Genomic DNA, 16,247 nt, shown 5'->3' with positions numbered 1-16,247 from the left:
CTCGGACGGTGTTCGGTGTGTCGAACAGACGGAACGGGCGTGGAGCGGCTCGGGGCGTCAGCCCGCGTACGGGTCCGGGGTCGTTCCCGGCCTGGCCAGGAACTCGAAGTCGCAACCGGTGTCGGCCTGGGAGATCTGTTCGGAGTACAGCGCGCCGTAGCCGCGCTCGTAACGCCTGGGCGGGGGAGTCCACTCGGCCCGTCGGCGGTCCCACTCCTCCTCGTCGACGTCCAGATGGAGCGTGCGTGCCTCGACGTCCAGGGTGATGAGGTCGCCGGTGCGGACGAGGGCGAGCGGCCCGCCGACGTACGACTCCGGTGCCACGTGGAGCACGCAGGCGCCGTAACTCGTCCCGCTCATCCGGGCGTCGGAGATCCGGACCATGTCCCGCACCCCCTGTTCCAGCAGGTGACGGGGGATCGGCAGCATGCCGTACTCCGGCATCCCCGGACCGCCCTTGGGCCCGGAGTTGCGCAGGACCAGGACGTGGTCCCGGGTGATTCCGAGTTCCGGATCGTCGATCGTCCGCTGCATGGTGCGGTAATCGTCGAAGACCACCGCGGGCCCGGTGTGCTTGAGCAGCTGCGGCTCGGCGGCGATGTGCTTGATCACCGCGCCGTCCGGGCACAGGTTGCCGCGCAGCACCGCGACACCGCCCTCAAACGCGAGCGGACGCGAACGCTCCCTGATGACCTCGTCGTTGTGCACGAGGGCGCCGTCGAGCTGCTCCCGCAGCGTCGTGTGGGCGACCGTCGACCGGTCGAGATGAAGCAGATCCGTGAGCCGCGAGAGGAAGCCCGGCATGCCACCGGCGAAGTGGAAGTCCTCCATCAGATACCGCCCGCCGGGGCGGAGGTTCGCGAGCACCGGCACCGTCCGTGCGACCCGGTCGAAGTCGTCCAGGGTCAGCTTCACCCCGGACCGCCCGGCCATGGCGATCAGATGGATGACGGCGTTCGTCGAGCCGCCGAGCGCCAGGACGGCCGCGACCGCGTCCTCGTACGCCTCCCGGGTCAGGATCCGCGACAGCCTCAGGTCCTGCCGGACCAGCTCGACGATCCGGATCCCGGAGGCCGCCGCCATGCGGTCGTGGCCGGAGTCGACCGCGGGGATCGACGACGCGCCCGGCATCGTCACCCCGAGCGTCTCCGCGGCGGCGGTGAGGGTCGACGCCGTGCCCATCGTCATGCAGTGGCCGGGTGAGCGGGCGAGCCCGTTCTCCAGCTCGGCCATCTCGCTGTCGCCGATCAGGCCGGCCCGCCGGTCGTCCCAGTACTTCCACATGTCCGTACCGGAGCCGAGCGTCTCACCGCGCCAGTGGCCCGGCAGCATCGGCCCGGCCGGCACGAACACGGTCGGCAGGTCCACCGACGCCGCGCCCATCAGCAGCGCCGGGGTCGACTTGTCACAGCCGCCCATCAGCACCGCGCCGTCGACCGGGTAGGAGCGCAGCAGCTCCTCCGTCTCCAGGGCGAGGAGGTTGCGGTAGAGCATCGGGGTCGGCTTCTGGAATGTCTCCGAAAGGGTGGAGACGGGGAATTCCAGCGGGAAGCCGCCCGCCTGCCACACACCGCGCTTCACGGCCTGGGCGCGGTCGCGCAGATGGACATGGCACGGGTTGATGTCGGACCAGGTGTTGAGGATCGCGACGACCGGCTTGCCCAGGTGTTCCTCGGGGAGATAGCCGAGCTGCCGGGTACGGGCGCGGTGGCTGAAGGAGCGCAGTCCCTCCGTCCCGTACCAGCGATGGCTGCGCAGCTCCTCGGGCTTTCTCCCGCCCTGGGAGTCGGACGCGCTCATGCCTGCCATCCGGCGACTATGGCGGCGACCTCGGCTCGGGCCGGCTCGGGCAGTTCACGGCTCGGCGGGCGGATGTCACGGCGGCACAGGCCGAGCGCGGCCAGTGCCTCCTTGACGACCGTGACGTTGTCGGCGCTTCCGTCGGCGGCCCGCAGCTCCTCGAAGCGGCGGATCCGCTCCCACACCTTCATCGCGGTCGGATAGTCCCCGGCCCGCAGCGCGTCGAGCATCTCCAGCGACACCGAGGGGGCCACGTTGACGAGGCCCGAGGTGAAGCCGGTGGCGCCGCTCGCGAAGTACGAGGGAGCGTACGGCTCGGCGAGACCCGCCACCCAGACGAAGCGGTCCAGACCGGCGTCGCGGGCGAAGCCGGCGAAGCGCGAGGCGTCGGGGACGGCGTACTTCACCCCGATCACGTTCGGGCACAAGGCGCCGAGCTCCGCGAGCCGTGTGCCGCTCAGCCGCGGTTGACGGATGTACGGCACGATGCCGAGTTCGGGGACGGCCTCCGCGACCGCGCGGTGGTAGTCGACCCAGCCGCCCTCGGAGACGTACGGATGCACCGGCTGATGGATCATCAGCATGCGTGCTCCGGTGTCCCGGGCATGCCGGGCGTCGGCCACGGCGGTCGGCACGTCGTGGCCGACACCGACCAGGACGATGGCGCGGTCACCGGCCTCCGCGACGGTAAGTTCGGTGACGAGGCGCCGCTCCTCGGGCGTGAGGGCGTAGTACTCGCCGGTGTTCCCGTTCGGCGTGAGGGTGCGGACGCCGCCGTCGAGCAGCCGCCGCAGCAGCGCGCGATGGGCTGCGATGTCCACCGAGCCGTCCTCCGCGAACGGCGTCACGGGGATGGCCACCACATCGGCGAGCGCGGCCTTCTCGGTCTCGAAATCCCTGGTCACCGGGTCACTCGCCGTCTTCGGGGAAGGCGCGCTCGACGAACGAGGCGATGTGGTCGTACACGGCGAGGCCGGCGCCGGCGGAGTCGCCGGCCGCCGCGAGCCGCAGGATCTCCTCGTGCTCCGCCGCCTCGCGCTCCCAGGAGGGCGTCGAGGCCCATGCCACGGTCGACACCAGGGCGGCCTGGTCGCGCACCTCGTCCAGCATCCGGCCGAGCAGGGGGTTTCCGCAGGGCAGATAGAGGGCGCGGTGGAAGTCCCGGTTGGCCAGGGAGCGTTCGGCCTGGTCCTCGGCGGTGGCGGCCCGCCGGAGCGCGTCCCGCGCCTCGTCGAGGGGCGAGCCGGCGACGACGGTACGGCGCACGGCCTCCGGCTCCAGGAGCAGCCGTACGTCGTAGACGGCGCGGGCCATGTCGGCGTCCACCATCCGTACCGTCACGCCCTTGTACTGGCTCATCACCACGAGGCCGCTGCCGGCGAGCGTCTTGAGGGCTTCGCGCACCGGGGTCTTCGACACGCCGAAACGGGCGGCGAGCTCCGTCTCCACCAAGGCCTGGCCGGGACTCAGACCGCCGGTCAGGATGTCGTGCTTGATCGCCTCCAGGACGTACTGGGTTCGCGACGGGATGGGGCTGGGGGCGAAGGCCATGACGCACTCTCAGATTCTCGTGTATCGCGTCTCATATATGACGTACGACGTGCAACGCGGTTGAAACTAGGGGCGCGTCGATGTTTCGTCAATGCTTCGCACGCGATTCCGAGAAAGCGCTTGCTGGCCTATGTAGTTTTTGGGTACGGGTCGGACATCCCGTCGCCGGGTTCACGTACGGCCGGGCCGGGCCCATCCAGGGCCCGGCCCGGCCGTACGCGAGTTCGGTCCGCCGGGGACGCTCAGGCGATGGGGATGCCCACCTGCTGATACGCCTGGTCGATCGCCGCCTGCGCGGCGGTCCGCAGCGCAGCGTTTCCGGAGAGGTACGTATTGGTGACGTCCCGCAGCGCCTGGTGCATGTCCGGGAAATCCGACTCCCTCAGCAGTCGCACCAGGGCGAGATAGATCAGCAGCGCCCACTCCGCGACCGTGAGGACAGGGTTGCCCGCCGCGTCCACCGAGGTGAGCAGGCGGAACATCGCCTTGTTGTGGATGTTGCTGTTGGTGTGCACGCCGCCGTTGTCGCGAGTCGTGTGCAGAAAGTCGCGCATGTGGTCGGGATCGCCGGTCCGGGTGGGATCGCTCATGTCGCGCAGCGGCAGCCCACCGTCGCCCAGCCCGGCCCCGATCTCCCAGTTCCAAGTGTCCACGTCCTCACGGTCCGGCGCCTGGTACCAGTTGGCGATGATGACGCCCATCGTGTCCGCAAGCGACTCGTTCAGGGCGCCGGACTGGTCCTGGTAGACGAGGTTGCTGGAGGTCTCGATCACCCCGTGGGTCATCTCGTGGGCGATGATGACGAAGTGGCGAGCCAGGCTGACGAGCCGGTTCCCGTCGGACACCTGGCCGTACCACATACGGCTCTTCCACCAGACGGCGTTGAACCACTCGGGCCCCGGCCCATCCTCGTTGTACGTGCAGTTGACCAGGGAGACCAGGTCCATGTCGGCGTCGTCGATGCCGTTCCGGTGGAGCTGATCGCGGTAGAAGCTCTCCACCCGCTCGGCGTTGACATGCGCCGAGACCCCGGCCCTGTGGCCGGCGCCGAAGTCCGCCTGCGGCGAGCTGATCGCCGAAGTCGGCGTGCCGGTGCTCGCGATGTCGGCGAAGTCCAGGTCGTACGTGACGATCTCCCGCCACTGGTCGTGCAGGAGGAAGGAGCCGTCCAAGCGGCTGCCCTGGAACCGGTGTCGCACGCTGACCTCGTCCTCGCCCTCCAGCCGGGTGGGCACGGTGATCGTGGGTGTCATCCCGTACGACTTGAGGATCTCGCCGGAGTACGCGTCGACGAGGTAGCCGGTGAGCGGGAAGGCCTCGCGCGGCGACGCGCCGAGCCCATGGCCGCGCTGGCCTTCCTCACGGCGGTTCGACGGCAGTTGGGCCGGCACTTCACGCAGGTGCCAGGCCAGGTGCCATTGGTCGTCCCGGCTGACGTACGTCAAGGTCGGCGGAGGCAGCTCCTCGGCGCTGACCGCGCTCCCGGTCGCCGTCTTGACCCGCTCCAGTGCCTCCGTGCCCGACAGTTCCGGCACGGAGCCGACGCCCGTCACCTCGCCGAGCCTGCCGTCCATCGAGACCAGCCGCTGGTTCTCGTCGAGCTCGACCAGCACCTCGGCGCCGAAGACGGGGATCTCCTGCTGGGTCTGCTCGAAGCGGACCAGAGTGGTGCCCGTGCCGGCCTGGTGGCTCTCCGTGCTCAGGGCGAGATCGGGCACCCGCTCGGGCCGGTCCTCCCGAACGGCCTCACGCAGCGCCGGTGCTTCCTCCTGAGCGAGCTTCTCGGCCAGGTAGAACCGTGCGGCGGACTCGGCCGAGTTGAAACTCCGGCGCTCAGCGTCCTCCGGGGCGTCCAACCCGCGCACCGACTCGGGCCCCGGAGGCGCGCCGTCCGCCTGCGGGTCGTCGCTGAAGTGATAGCGGAATTTCTCCAACTGTGACATGACTATTGACACGACCCCTCATGACGCCCCCCTGGTTGCGCCCCTCGCTCTTGCTGCCCTGTCCCCTTCGCACGCGTCCCCTTCAAACGTCACACCAGGTGGCACCGGCGGCAACTGGAGGGCACGGCGCGTTGCGCACCCGTATTCGCTTCAACTGTGCGATGTTCAACGGCATTCGCCTACGTCGTGGGATGCGGAGACGCAACCACAGGACGAGGATGGAGTGGTCGGGAGCCTGTTCTCGGAGCAGCGCGCTCGCCCGTTGGCCGGGCGCGTGGCCGTCGGCCCCCTGGGCTTCCGGGTCACGGAGGAACTTCAGATGCCCGTGCTCTTCTGCGACATCGGGGGGACTGTGGCGGATGCCCGCCTCGAGGCCGACGGCTCGCTGACGCTCCTGCCCCGGCCGCGTGTCATGGCGGTGCTCAACTCCCTTGATGAGGTCCCCAAGGGCATCATCTCCAACCCCGGAACGCAGGAAGGGGCAGCGGCGGCGGCCGCGGCGGCCCTGCATGAGGCGTTCCCCGGCCGTTTCACGGACGCCGGTCTCGTGCATTGGGGCCCGAAGAACAGCCGGAGGCTCTTCGACGAGGCGATCGCGAGCGCGGCGAGCGTGGAGGGCGAGGGCGCGCGGGCCGTGGTGCCCGACGAGTGCGTCTTCGTGGGCGAGGATCCCCAGGAGCGGGCGTTCGCCCGGGAAGCGGGGATGCGCACCGCTGCCCATCCCGTGTTCGCCCTCGCGGCTGTGGAGAACCGTCCCGTCTTCTGGACCCGGATCGAGCTGTCGGAGGGCCGGGAACTGTCCGACCTGGCGGTGATCGCCAACGAGGCCGAGGTCGTTCCGGTGCATGTCGCCTCCGAGAGGCTCGTGCTCGCCATGGCGAGCACGAGCGGCGCCGGGGCGCTCCAACAGGCCGGGTTCACGGTGGACTTGCGGGGACGCGTGGAGGACACGGCGGCCTTCCTCATCCGCGACAACCGTCCGCTCCCGGCCGTCGAGGCGTTCGCAGACGTTCCGTCCGCATCCCGGTCGGTGGTCGAAGCGGCGCTGCGCGCCACGGCCGTCTTCGGTTTCGTCGCCGACGAACTGGCGGCAACGCCAGCTCCACCGGTCACTTCGCTGGGGCCCGCGCCCGGCGGTGTCTATCTCGCCGCGCCTGCCGGCGCCCCGGTCGAGGAAGTGCATCTGCCGGGCGCGAAACCGGGACACACCGAGCGGCTGCTACCGGACCCGGTGCTCCTCGCCCGCCGCGCGGAGGCCCCGCCGGAACGCCTCATCGCGGGGGTCGGCGACGGCCTCCCCTCTCCGGAGACGATCGCCGCGGTCCGTGCGGCCGTGACCCCTGAGGTGCTGCGACGGCATGTGGCGTCCATCTCCGGCGTCGAGCCGCTGGTGGAGGGCGCACCGCTGAAGGTCCGTAGCCGGGACGCTTCGACCGAGGACAACGCGCTGGTCGTGGAGGCGCTCGCGCGCCGGTTCGAGGACCTCGGACTGACTGTCCGACTGCACCCGTTCCGGTGGCGCGACCATCGGCTGCTGAATGTGGAAGCCGAGCACCGTGTCCCGGGCGCGGACTCCACGGTGCTTATCACCGCCCATATGGACTCCACCGCGGCGAACGGCGTCTTCTTCCGTAGGGACGGCGAGCTGCGCCCCTACGATCCGGCGATCGACTCCGCGCCGGGTGCCGACGACGACGGCAGCGGCACAGCGGCCGTCATGGCCGCGGCCGAGTGTCTGAGGACGCTGCTCGAGAACGGTAGGGCGCCGACCCGGAACGTGCGCTTCGTGCTGTTCAACGCCGAAGAACAGGGGCTGGTCGGCAGCAAGTTCTACGCACGGGCCGCCGCGGCGGCAGGCGACCGCATCGCCGGCGTCTTCCAGATGGACATGATTGCGGGCCGGCAGCAGGGGAGCACGCCCGTCGTCGAGATCCACGCCGGCTCCTCGGTACCGGGCCCGGTCGTGAGCGCGTCCGACGCGCTGGGAGGCCGTGTCGCCCGTACAGTGCCGGTCATCGACCCCGAGGTGACGGTCCAGCAGCTCACCGGGCCCGCCGACCCGGCTGTGGGGCGCAGCGACCACGCGAGCTTCCATGAGCGGGGGTGGGCGGCCGTCGCGATCTCCGAGGACCTGTTCTCCACGCCCGACGGAGACCCCGGCACCGGTACACGGCAGTACCACACCCCGGGCGACACCCTCCTCGACCAGGACCACAACACGGAGTTCGCGGCGACAGTCGCGCGTTCCGTCACCGCTACCGCCTTCACGTTCGCCGGCCTGTGACACCGCTTCGCGCCGTCCCACCTCTCCGGTGGGCATCGCACGCGGCGGCGTGGACAGGGCGACATGGCTGTTGCGTCGGCCGTCCGCTCTCCTCGTCGGGGAGGCAGGCTGCCACGGGAACAGCACGCCGGCGCCGGACGCCGCCGCCACCCGCCGTGCCGTGGCCAGGTCCTGCGCGAGGGGCTTCTCCATCAGTACGTGCTTGCCGGCCTCCAGCGCGGCCGCGAGCAGCGGCTCGTGCGTGTCGTGCGGCGTGGCGATGATGACGGCGTCCCACATCGCGACGCGCCGACAGCCGGTCCAGATCGCGCTCGTGGCGGCCGTACCGCGCGATGGCGTCCTCGCCCCGCTGCTCCAGTGTTGACCCCGCGGAGTCGGGGCAGTGGTGGGAGAAACCGGAGTCATGGCGCAGACCGGAGCCGCCGTACGTGAGCTGACCGAGAGGCGCCTGACGGGCAAAATCCCAGGTCAGGCGCCTCTTCTTGGGCCCTTAGAAGAAGCCCAGCTTCTTAGGCGAGTACGACACCAGCAGATTCTTCGAGGTGCTGGTGGTACACGCCTCGCGTGGCCGCTGACCAGCGGAAACGGCCACGATTCAGCCAAGCTGCAGGCGGCTGGTCCGCGTATGGCCCGGATCTTGGTCGGCACGGAGTGGGCCCCGGACCGATGGCCCGTGGCGGCGCCGAGCTGGCACACGAAAGAAGGGCGGCCGACAGCTTGACCGGACGGCTGGCGCCCTTGACTGCGTCGCGCAGGTAGGTCTGCGCGAAGGTCCCGTATCCCTTGACATTGAATATGGGACTTGCGCTTCGAGGGCGCACGGCCACATCTTGCTGCCACAGGAACCCGGGGCGTGCGGCAGATCGATGATCGGGCCCAGTGCGAGGGGAAGCCCTCAGTTGGTCGGCGTGGCGGAGATGAGGTGGTCGACGACCCCGGTAGCACTGCCGCAGCGTTGGTAGGCAGCTCGTTGGCGCTCCGCTCCGCTGCCTTCGGTACGCACGCGTGACCAGAGGCTGCTGATGAGCTCGGTGTCGCCCTGGTCTCGCAGTACGGGTTCCAGCAAGGACAGCAGGTGTTCGACCTGGTGGGTGGCGGGAGCGAGGCGTTCCGTGTGCAGGTCGATGACTTCGCCTGCGAGGCCGTCGCGGGCCGCGCGCCAGCACGCGGCGCGCAGTACTTCGGGCTGAGGCCGAAGCGCCGCGTCTCCGGCGTCGATGGCCTGGAGGGCGGTGGCGACCATCGCCCTGATGATGCCGGCGAGCAGCACGGTCTCGCCCGCCGTGGTCGTCGCGTCGGCGAAGCGGAACTCGAGGGTGGGTACGTGGTGCGAGGGCCTTACGTCCCAGTACAGGCCACCGCGGTCCATGACCGTGCCCGTGGCGAGGAAGCCCGAGACGAGGTCCTCGAAATGGGCGGGGGACTCGAAGAACGGCGGGGGGCCGGCGACCGGCCACCGTCCCCAGATCGTCGTGCGCCAGCTCGCGTACCCGGTGTCGCGTCCCGCCCAGTACGGTGAGTTGGCCGCGAGTGCGATGAGGACCGGAATCCAGGGCCGTAAGTGGTTGCTGACCTCCAGCGCGGTGGCCAGGTCGGGAACGCCGACGTGGATGTGGCAGGCGCAGGCGCTCTGCTCGTCGTCCAGGGCACGGAACATCGCGGCGCTTCGTTCGTAGCGCGGTCCGGCGGTCAGGGGAGCGGGGGTGGCCTGGCCGAGCACGGGCGTTCCCGTGGAGATGATGCGCAGCCCTTGGCGCGCGGCGGCCCGCGCGACCGCCAGCCGCGTGTAGCGGATTTGATCGGCGAGTTCGGTGAGGCGGTCGTGCGGGTCGGTGCGTACCTCGACCTGGTAGCGCGTGATTTCCGTGGTGACCCGGTCGCCGAGTTCACCTGCGGCTTCGGCCACCACCTTTTCCGCCTCGGGGCTTACCTGCCGCGATACTGGATCGACCAGCAGGTATTCCTCTTCCACACCTACCGTCAAAGAGGCCGTTCGGCTTCGGCCGTGGCTCGCGACCGCCCCTTGTGGGCCGGCGGGCGTGTGCCCTGTACTCGTCATGGTGACCATGCTGTCACGTGTGGTGAGCGCCGAGCAGGACGCGAAGGACGACATTCTCTCGACTTCTGGGGAGCGGGACGTTGCGCGAGCGGACACAGGTACTGATCGCCGGAGGCGGGCCCGCGGGAGCGACAGCCGCCGCACTGCTGGCCCAACAGGGCATCGACGTCGTGCTGTTGGAACGCGAGCGTTTCCCTCGCGATCACATCGGGGAGTCCCTGCTTCCGTCACTCCTGCCGGTTCTGGACATCATCGGCGCCCGTGAGGTGGTCGAACAGCACGGCTTTGTCCGCAAGACCGGCGCCTTCTACGGCTGGGGCGGCCAGGAGTGGGCCCTGCGCTTCGACGACCCGGGCCGGCCGGCCACGCACAGCTTCCAGGTCATCCGTTCCCAGTTCGACCACCTTCTCCTTCAGCACGCCCGCCACCAGGGAGCGGATGTACGGGAAGAGTCCCAGGTGCGTCATGTCGCCCTGCCCGAAGGCCGGGCAACCACGGCTTCGTGGTTCACCAGGGACGGTCGCGACGGCGAGATCGACTTCACCCACCTGATCGACGCCACCGGGAGGGCCGGAATCCTGGGGGCCCGTCAACTGCGCACCCGGCGCGTGCACGACGTGTTCCGTAACGTCGCCGCCTGGGGCTACTGGCGCGGTGCCGCAGCCCTGCCTGAGGCCCCCGAGGGAGCGATCGGCGTCTTCTCCCTGCCCGACCACGGCTGGCTCTGGGCCATCCCTCTGCACGACGGCACCCTGAGCGTCGGACTGGTCACCGACAAACGCTCCTTCAACCAGGCAAAGGACGAACAGGGCTCCATCGACGCCGTCTACCACGACGCAATGGCTCGATGCCCGCTCCTGGCCCGCATGCTCGAAGGCGCACAACAGGTTTCCGCCCTCAAAGTGGAGAGCGACTACTCATACACCAGCGACGCGTTCTGCGGCCCGGGCTACTACCTCGCCGGCGACGCCGCCTGCTTCCTCGACCCGCTGCTGTCCACCGGCGTGCACCTGGCCATGTACAGCGGCCTTCTCAGCGCCGCGGCCATTGCCGGCGTCCTGCGCGGCGAAGTAGATGAGACCGACGCCCGCCGCTTCTACCAGACGACCTATCAGAACGCGTACGAGCGTCTCCTCGTCCTGGTCAGCGCGTTCTACCGCATCCATGACGGCCGCGACGCCTACTTCCGCCGAGCACAGGCCCTCAGCCACCGCGACCAGCAAGGACTACGCCTCCACGAGTCGTTCCTCAACATCATCACCGGCGAGGAAGACCTCCACGACGCCCAGCAAGACCGCCTCGACTCCCTCTACGAAAAGCTCCGCACCCCCCTGGCCGGCCACCACGCCCAAGGGCTTGGCGGACACGGAACCAGTCAGATGCTCCCCCTGCCCACGACCCCCGATCAGGCAGCCGCGGGCCTCTACCTCTCCCTCACCCCATACCCCACCCTGCGCCCCATCCCCTGATCGCGGGCGGGCACAGCAGCGGCTCATCGGCTTGCCACCCGTGGCAAGCGGCGATCGAGCGCGCCGCGGACGTCGGCGTCCAGAATGACGAGAACGCCCACAGCGGGGTATCCCGAGACGCGTCACTCGTACAGGAGGAATGCGGACGGGGTGGCAGGCCCCTGGTGGCCGGGCACGGTGTAGGCCAGGTTGAGCACGGTCCGCCGGACGCCCGGACGGTTCAGTGGGGTGACGCGGTGGGCGGTGCGGTCGCTGCGCAGGAGATAGCCCTCGCCCGGTCGGTGATGCACGCGCCGGGAGGCGGCGCTGTCCAGTTCGTCGAGGTCGGGGTGCCCGGGGTGGAATTCCAGCAGACCGCCGTCATCGGGGTGGGGTGGGGATTCGAGGAAGAGGACCAGGGCGAGCGGGTGGTCGTCGGTGTGGGCGCCGTGGGTGTCGCCTTCCCGGTGGAGGATGTTCAGGACGTGCCGCTCGACGGGGTCCCGCACGGTGCTGACCTCGCTGCCCAGTACGGAGGTCAGGAAGGCCAGCAGGGTGGTGTCCTGGTACAGGTCGCTGACCAGCGGCGATTCCCGGGCGATCTGTCGTCCACCGACGGTGGTCATGTGCCGGGGGCTTCCCGCCATGCACTCCATGCGGAAGTCCCGGCGGGCCGCGCTCCGTTCCAGCCGCCGGGCCTCCGCACGCAGTGCCGTGAGGAGGCCGGGCCCCAGGAGGCCTGGCATCGGAAGATAGTGGTCGGCCTTGAATCGGCTGTGCAGGGCTTCTGCCGGTGGAGGTAGTGACAGCACGGACGGATGGCTTCCCACGCTGGCCCTACGGTGAACCGCCCGACCGGGTGACGGGCGGAAGCGAGGTTCCTACCCGTCCCAACGCTGTTACTGATGCTTCCATCAGAGAGATGCCGTGCCGCGCGTCTTGGCGCACCGGTTCGGACTCCCGGGTACGGCAGAGCCGCCGAAGTCCGCACGTGGGCGTCGGCGTCTGTTCCGCACGTGTGAGTCCGGTGAGGTTGCCGGGTCAGCGGCGTAGCAGGTGACGGAGCGCGACAACCGCCTGCGTCGTCGCGGCCTCGCGGCAGTGCGGGACGGGGCCGCTCCGGCATCCGGCTCGGTTCGTGCCGCAGGGCGAGCCAGGTCCAGAACGCGGCGTCGGCGAAGGAGTCGGCGTAGTCGCCGAACGGGGACACGGTGGCCTGACGCCGGGCCAGGCGGCCGTCGCGGGGAGGTTGCCACGGATGAGGGTGAGCGCGTCGGCTACGGAGAGCCGGTCGCGGTCCTCCATCAGGCCCAGGTGAAGGGCGCACAGTGTCCAGCTCGCCGCTACCCATCCGCGGTCCCGCCGGGTGCGGGTCAGGGGGACCAAGAGGCCGTGCAAGGCGGTGAGCTGGGCGAGCGCGCGAGGGTGACGGGCTGCCTGACACGCCGACGGTGGCCGGCGTGCAAAGGAAGCGAGCGACGGCGTGGGCGGTCCAGTGGGACTTCCTCGCCTCCGCCAGCAGGGCGTTGGTCGCGGCGTGGCTGTCGGTGAGGTCGGACACGCGCACGACGTCACGGAAGGCGGCCGACACCGCACCGGACCGTGAGCGCGCTGCGCAGGCCGTAGAGGGCGGCCCCCAGGGCGATGACAGCTGCGCCGGAGACGACCGAGGACGCGGGGAGGGCGAAAGTCAGGGCGAGGCAGCCGGCCAGTCCGACGGCGGGGATGAGGCGCTGGGGGCGGCCCTCAACTCCCTGCCCATCAGCGACTGATGGAACCAGATGTCGTGCGCAGGGCGTTGGACGCGCTTGGCCGCAAGATCGACGGCGAATCCGCCGCGGCGAAGACCGCCCTGTGTAAACGATCAGCCTTCAGTGAGGTCCTCGGAACCGCCGTCGACAAGGGATACTTCGCGGAGAATCCGCTCGCAAGGGTCAAGTGGCAGGCCCCTGGGGTGAGTGAGGAAGTGGACCCGGCCTGCGTGCCGAACCCTACCCAGGTTGCTCGCCTGCTGACCACTGCTGGCCAACAACGGGGACGCGGCCCGCGCCTTGAGGCGTTCTTCGGCCGCATGTACTACGCGGCCATGCGGCCGGCGGATACGTTGATGCAGCGGCCTACGGCAAGACGGGGGAGCGGGCCCGTAGGAGTATTTCGATGCCTCCCCCATGGGCAGGGCCGGGCGCTCCCAGAAGGCGTCCGACCCGGGGAAAACCCCAGGTCAGGCGCCCTCTTTCGTGCTGCTAGAAGAAGCCCAGCTTCTTCGGGGAGTAGCTCACCAGCAGGTTCTTCGTCTGCTGGTAGTGGTCCAGCATCATCTTGTGGGTTTCGCGGCCGATGCCCGACTGCTTGTAGCCGCCGAAGGCCGCGTGGGCCGGGTAGGCGTGGTAGCAGTTCGTCCAGACGCGGCCCGCCTGGATCGCCCGGCCCGCGCGGTAGGCCGTGTTGGCGTCGCGGGTCCAGACGCCCGCGCCGAGGCCGTAGAGCGTGTCGTTCGCCGTGCGGATCGCGTCGTCGAAGTCCGTGAAGGACGTGACCGCGACCACCGGGCCGAAGATCTCCTCCTGGAAGATCCGCATCCGGTTGTCGCCCTCGAAGATGGTCGGCTGGACGTAGTAGCCGCCCGCCAACTCCCCTTCGTACTCGATCCGCTGACCGCCCGTCAGGATCTTCGCGCCCTCCTGCTGGCCGATGTCCAGATACGAGAGGATCTTCTGCAGCTGGTCGTTGGACGCCTGGGCGCCGATCATCGTGTCCGTGTCCAGCGGGTGGCCCGGGAGGATCTGCTCCGTGCGGGCGACCGCCGCCTCCAGGAACTCGCTGTAGTGGCCCCGCTGGATCAGGGCCCTCGACGGGCACGTGCAGACCTCGCCCTGGTTCAGGGCGAACATCGTGAAGCCCTCCAGTGCCTTGTCCCGGAAGTCGTCGTCCGCCGCCCACACGTCGTCGAAGAAGATGTTCGGCGACTTGCCGCCCAGCTCCAGCGTGACCGGTTTGATGTTCTCGGAGGCGTACTGCATGATCAGCCGCCCCGTCGTCGTCTCGCCCGTGAAGGCGATCTTCGCCACGCGGGGGGACGAGGCCAGAGGTTTGCCCGCCTCCGCGCCGAAGCCGTTGACGATGTTGATCACGCCCGGCGGCAACAGGTCGGCGACCAGGCTCATCCAGTAGTGCACCGAGGCCGGGGTCTGCTCCGCCGGCTTGAGCACCACCGCGTTGCCCGCCGCCAGCGCCGGGGCCAGCTTCCAGACCGCCATCAGGATCGGGAAGTTCCACGGGATGATCTGCGCGACGACCCCCAGCGGCTCATGGAAGTGGTACGCGACCGTGTCCTCGTCGATCTCGCTCAGCGCGCCCTCCTGGCCGCGCAGCGCCCCCGCGAAGTAGCGGAAGTGGTCGATCGCGAGCGGGATGTCGGCCGCCAGTGTCTCGCGGACCGGCTTGCCGTTCTCCCAGCTCTCCGCGACCGCGAGTTCCTGCAGATGCGACTCCATGCGGTCCGCGATCCGCAGCAACACCCCGGCCCGCTCGCCGGGCGCCGTACGGCCCCACCCCGGCGCCGCCGCGTGCGCCGCGTCGAGGGCGCGCTCCACGTCCTCCGCGGTGCCGCGCGCCACCTCCGTGAACGGACGGCCGTCGACCGGGCTCGGGTTCTCGAAGTACTGGCCCCGGGCCGGGGCCACGTACGCACCGCCGATCCAGTGGTCGTAGCGGGGCAGGTACGACATGAGCGCGCCCTCGGTACCGGGTGCGGCGAAACGGGTCATGGACATGGCCTCCCTCGGACCGCGCCGGCCGTCCCTGGCCGGCGCTCACCGCCGAGAGTGCGCCGACCGAGGTTGCAACACCGTTGCGCCCGCCGACAGTTCCGCGTCCAGCGCCTGCAACCGGGCCAGCACGGGCGCCAGTCCGGAAGCCGGTACGACCTCCGAGAGCGCCCGCCACATCTCCACGTCGTCCTCGCCCCACGCGCTGTACGTCCAGTCCGCCAGCAGCCCCGGATCGCCCCGGTCCACCAGCGCCGCCCGCAACCGGTCCGCGAGCCGCTCCCGCAGCCGTACGACCCCGGGGGCCCGGGACGCCGGCAGCAACGGGCCCGCGTAGTCGGCGAGGGCCGCCGACACCGCGCCCGAGCCGAGCCGGCGGTCCACCGTCGCGAAGTCCGTGTCCACCGCCCCCGCCACCGCGCCGGCCAGGCGGTACGGGCGCGAGCGCAGCAGCTCCGGGCCGAGCAGACCGCGCAGCCGGGACAGCTCCGCGCGCAGCGTCACCGGGGTGACCGACTCGTCCTCGTACAGGAGCGTCAGCAGCTCGTCGCCGCTCACCCCCTCCGGGCGGTGGGCCAGGACCACCAGGATCTCGCTGTGCCGGCGGCTCAGCCGCAGCCGCCGCCCCGCCACCGTCAGCAGCGCCTCGTCCCGGCCGAGCGCCGCGAGGCGTACCCGGTCGGCGGCGGGTCGGGGCGCCAGCAGGGCCAGTTGCGACTCCGCCGCCCGCGCCACCGCCTGCACGAACGCCAGACTGTGCGGATGCGCCAGCTCGTCCCCGCCGGTCAGGTCGACGGCGCCGAGCAGCCGCCCGCTGTGCGGATCGTGTACTGGGGCGGCGGCGCAGGTCCACGCCTGCACCGGCCGCTGGAAGTGCTCGGCGCTGAACACGTGCACCGGGCGGTCCATGGCGATCGCGGTGCCGGGCGCGTTCGTCCCGGCCACCGACTCCGACCAGCGGGCCCCGGCGACGAAGTTCATCGCCCGCGCCCGCCGCAGCGTCCCCGGATGGCCCTCCACCCACAGCATCCGCCCCGCCGCGTCGCAGACCGCCAACAGGTGCGCGCCGTCCGTCGCGTACGTGCCCATCAGCTCCCGGATCACCGGCATCGCGGCGGACAGCGGATGACCCTCGCGGTGGTCGGCGAGCTCGTCGTCGGCCAGCTCCACACAGGCCGCCCCGTCCGGGCTGACACGGGCCCGCGCCGAGCGCCGCCACGACTCCGCGACCAGCGGCCGCACCGGCGGGAGGCGGACCTGGCCGCCGCTGGTGAACACCTCGTGCGCCCTCCGCAGCGCTCCCGCGTCCGGCTCCGCCGCCACCCACGCATCGCTCAACTCGGCCTCCACGTCGAGGTCCACCGTTCGGAACACCGGTCATCGTCGTGCGCGCGG

Annotated in this window: 11 protein-coding genes and 1 pseudogene; 3 read left to right on the top strand and 9 right to left on the bottom strand. The window is 70.5% G+C overall.

The features are described from left to right. Window positions 1-57 precede the first annotated feature (57 nt). The 4 genes from araD to Q5762_RS00940 all read right to left on the bottom strand — a co-directional run bounded on the left by araD (window position 58) and on the right by Q5762_RS00940 (window position 5,294). A complete protein-coding gene (araD, locus tag Q5762_RS00955) occupies window positions 58-1,800 on the bottom strand; it encodes an L-arabinonate dehydratase (RefSeq protein WP_315889934.1) in 1,743 nt (580 codons plus the stop codon). Further along, window positions 1,797-2,705: a dihydrodipicolinate synthase family protein gene (locus tag Q5762_RS00950; protein WP_315889933.1), complete on the bottom strand. Its 909-nt coding sequence runs from the start codon at window positions 2,703-2,705 to the stop codon at window positions 1,797-1,799. The genes araD and Q5762_RS00950 overlap by 4 nt, the downstream gene beginning before the upstream one ends. Before the next feature lie 4 nt (window positions 2,706-2,709). Then, entirely contained in the window at window positions 2,710-3,351 is a 642-nt protein-coding gene (locus Q5762_RS00945) for a GntR family transcriptional regulator (RefSeq protein ID WP_315889932.1), read from the bottom strand. A 242-nt stretch (window positions 3,352-3,593) separates the two neighbouring features. Next, window positions 3,594-5,294 carry a M4 family metallopeptidase gene (locus tag Q5762_RS00940; protein ID WP_315889931.1) on the bottom strand — a complete coding sequence of 567 codons (1,701 nt, stop codon included), beginning with the start codon at window positions 5,292-5,294 and terminating at the stop codon, window positions 3,594-3,596. Between the two features lie 319 nt (window positions 5,295-5,613). Between Q5762_RS00940 and Q5762_RS00935 the strand changes: the two genes are divergently transcribed. Then, the gene (locus tag Q5762_RS00935; RefSeq protein WP_315889930.1) at window positions 5,614-7,578 is read left to right on the top strand and encodes a M20/M25/M40 family metallo-hydrolase; all 1,965 of its coding nucleotides are present in this window, start codon (window positions 5,614-5,616) and stop codon (window positions 7,576-7,578) included. A gap of 198 nt (window positions 7,579-7,776) precedes the next feature. On the opposite strand, the pseudogene Q5762_RS00930 reads toward Q5762_RS00935, so the two are convergent. Both Q5762_RS00930 and Q5762_RS00925 read right to left on the bottom strand, forming a co-directional pair. Further along, window positions 7,777-7,857, bottom strand: a pseudogene (locus Q5762_RS00930) (hypothetical protein); the annotation flags it as partial. A gap of 616 nt (window positions 7,858-8,473) precedes the next feature. Then, complete coding sequence (locus Q5762_RS00925) at window positions 8,474-9,637, bottom strand: glutamate--cysteine ligase (RefSeq protein WP_399494259.1); 1,164 nt, start codon at window positions 9,635-9,637, stop codon at window positions 8,474-8,476. Between the two features lie 80 nt (window positions 9,638-9,717). On the opposite strand from Q5762_RS00925, the gene Q5762_RS00920 reads away from it, so the two are divergent. Next, window positions 9,718-11,106, top strand: a complete 1,389-nt coding sequence (locus Q5762_RS00920; RefSeq protein ID WP_315889929.1) for a tryptophan 7-halogenase — start codon at window positions 9,718-9,720, stop codon at window positions 11,104-11,106. Window positions 11,107-11,228: 122 nt separating this feature from the next. Here Q5762_RS00920 and Q5762_RS00915 read toward each other — a convergent pair whose 3' ends face one another. Continuing rightward, the gene (locus Q5762_RS00915; RefSeq protein WP_399494132.1) at window positions 11,229-11,831 is read right to left on the bottom strand and encodes a hypothetical protein; all 603 of its coding nucleotides are present in this window, start codon (window positions 11,829-11,831) and stop codon (window positions 11,229-11,231) included. A gap of 714 nt (window positions 11,832-12,545) precedes the next feature. Here Q5762_RS00915 and Q5762_RS00905 point away from each other — a divergent pair. Then, entirely contained in the window at window positions 12,546-12,857 is a 312-nt protein-coding gene (locus Q5762_RS00905) for a hypothetical protein (protein ID WP_315889927.1), read from the top strand. 471 nt (window positions 12,858-13,328) lie between these two features. On the opposite strand, the gene Q5762_RS00900 is transcribed toward Q5762_RS00905, so the two are convergent. Together Q5762_RS00900 and Q5762_RS00895 are read right to left on the bottom strand one after the other, a co-directional pair. Next, entirely contained in the window at window positions 13,329-14,852 is a 1,524-nt protein-coding gene (locus tag Q5762_RS00900; protein WP_315889926.1) for an aldehyde dehydrogenase family protein, read from the bottom strand. Between the two features lie 45 nt (window positions 14,853-14,897). Beyond that, complete coding sequence (locus Q5762_RS00895; protein ID WP_399494257.1) at window positions 14,898-16,190, bottom strand: GAF domain-containing protein; 1,293 nt, start codon at window positions 16,188-16,190, stop codon at window positions 14,898-14,900. Window positions 16,191-16,247 lie beyond the last annotated feature (57 nt).

The organism is Streptomyces sp. P9(2023), assembly GCF_032436795.1.
GTDB lineage: Bacteria > Actinomycetota > Actinomycetes > Streptomycetales > Streptomycetaceae > Streptomyces.
Note: the sequence above shows the minus strand (reverse complement) of the source record. Positions and strands in the feature narration are given on the sequence as shown.

Excerpts from the sequence above, each read along its gene's own strand:
- araD (WP_315889934.1), bottom strand. The coding sequence starts at position 1,800 with ATGAGCGCGTCCGACTCCCAGGGCGGGAGAAAGCCCGAGGAGCTGCGC.
- Q5762_RS00945 (WP_315889932.1), bottom strand. The coding sequence starts at position 3,351 with ATGGCCTTCGCCCCCAGCCCCATCCCGTCGCGAACCCAGTACGTCCTG.
- Q5762_RS00915 (WP_399494132.1), bottom strand. The coding sequence starts at position 11,831 with ATGCCAGGCCTCCTGGGGCCCGGCCTCCTCACGGCACTGCGTGCGGAG.
- Q5762_RS00940 (WP_315889931.1), bottom strand. The coding sequence starts at position 5,294 with ATGTCACAGTTGGAGAAATTCCGCTATCACTTCAGCGACGACCCGCAG.
- Q5762_RS00925 (WP_399494259.1), bottom strand. The coding sequence starts at position 9,637 with ATGACGAGTACAGGGCACACGCCCGCCGGCCCACAAGGGGCGGTCGCG.
- Q5762_RS00935 (WP_315889930.1), top strand. The coding sequence starts at position 5,614 with ATGCCCGTGCTCTTCTGCGACATCGGGGGGACTGTGGCGGATGCCCGC.
- Q5762_RS00900 (WP_315889926.1), bottom strand. The coding sequence starts at position 14,852 with ATGACCCGTTTCGCCGCACCCGGTACCGAGGGCGCGCTCATGTCGTAC.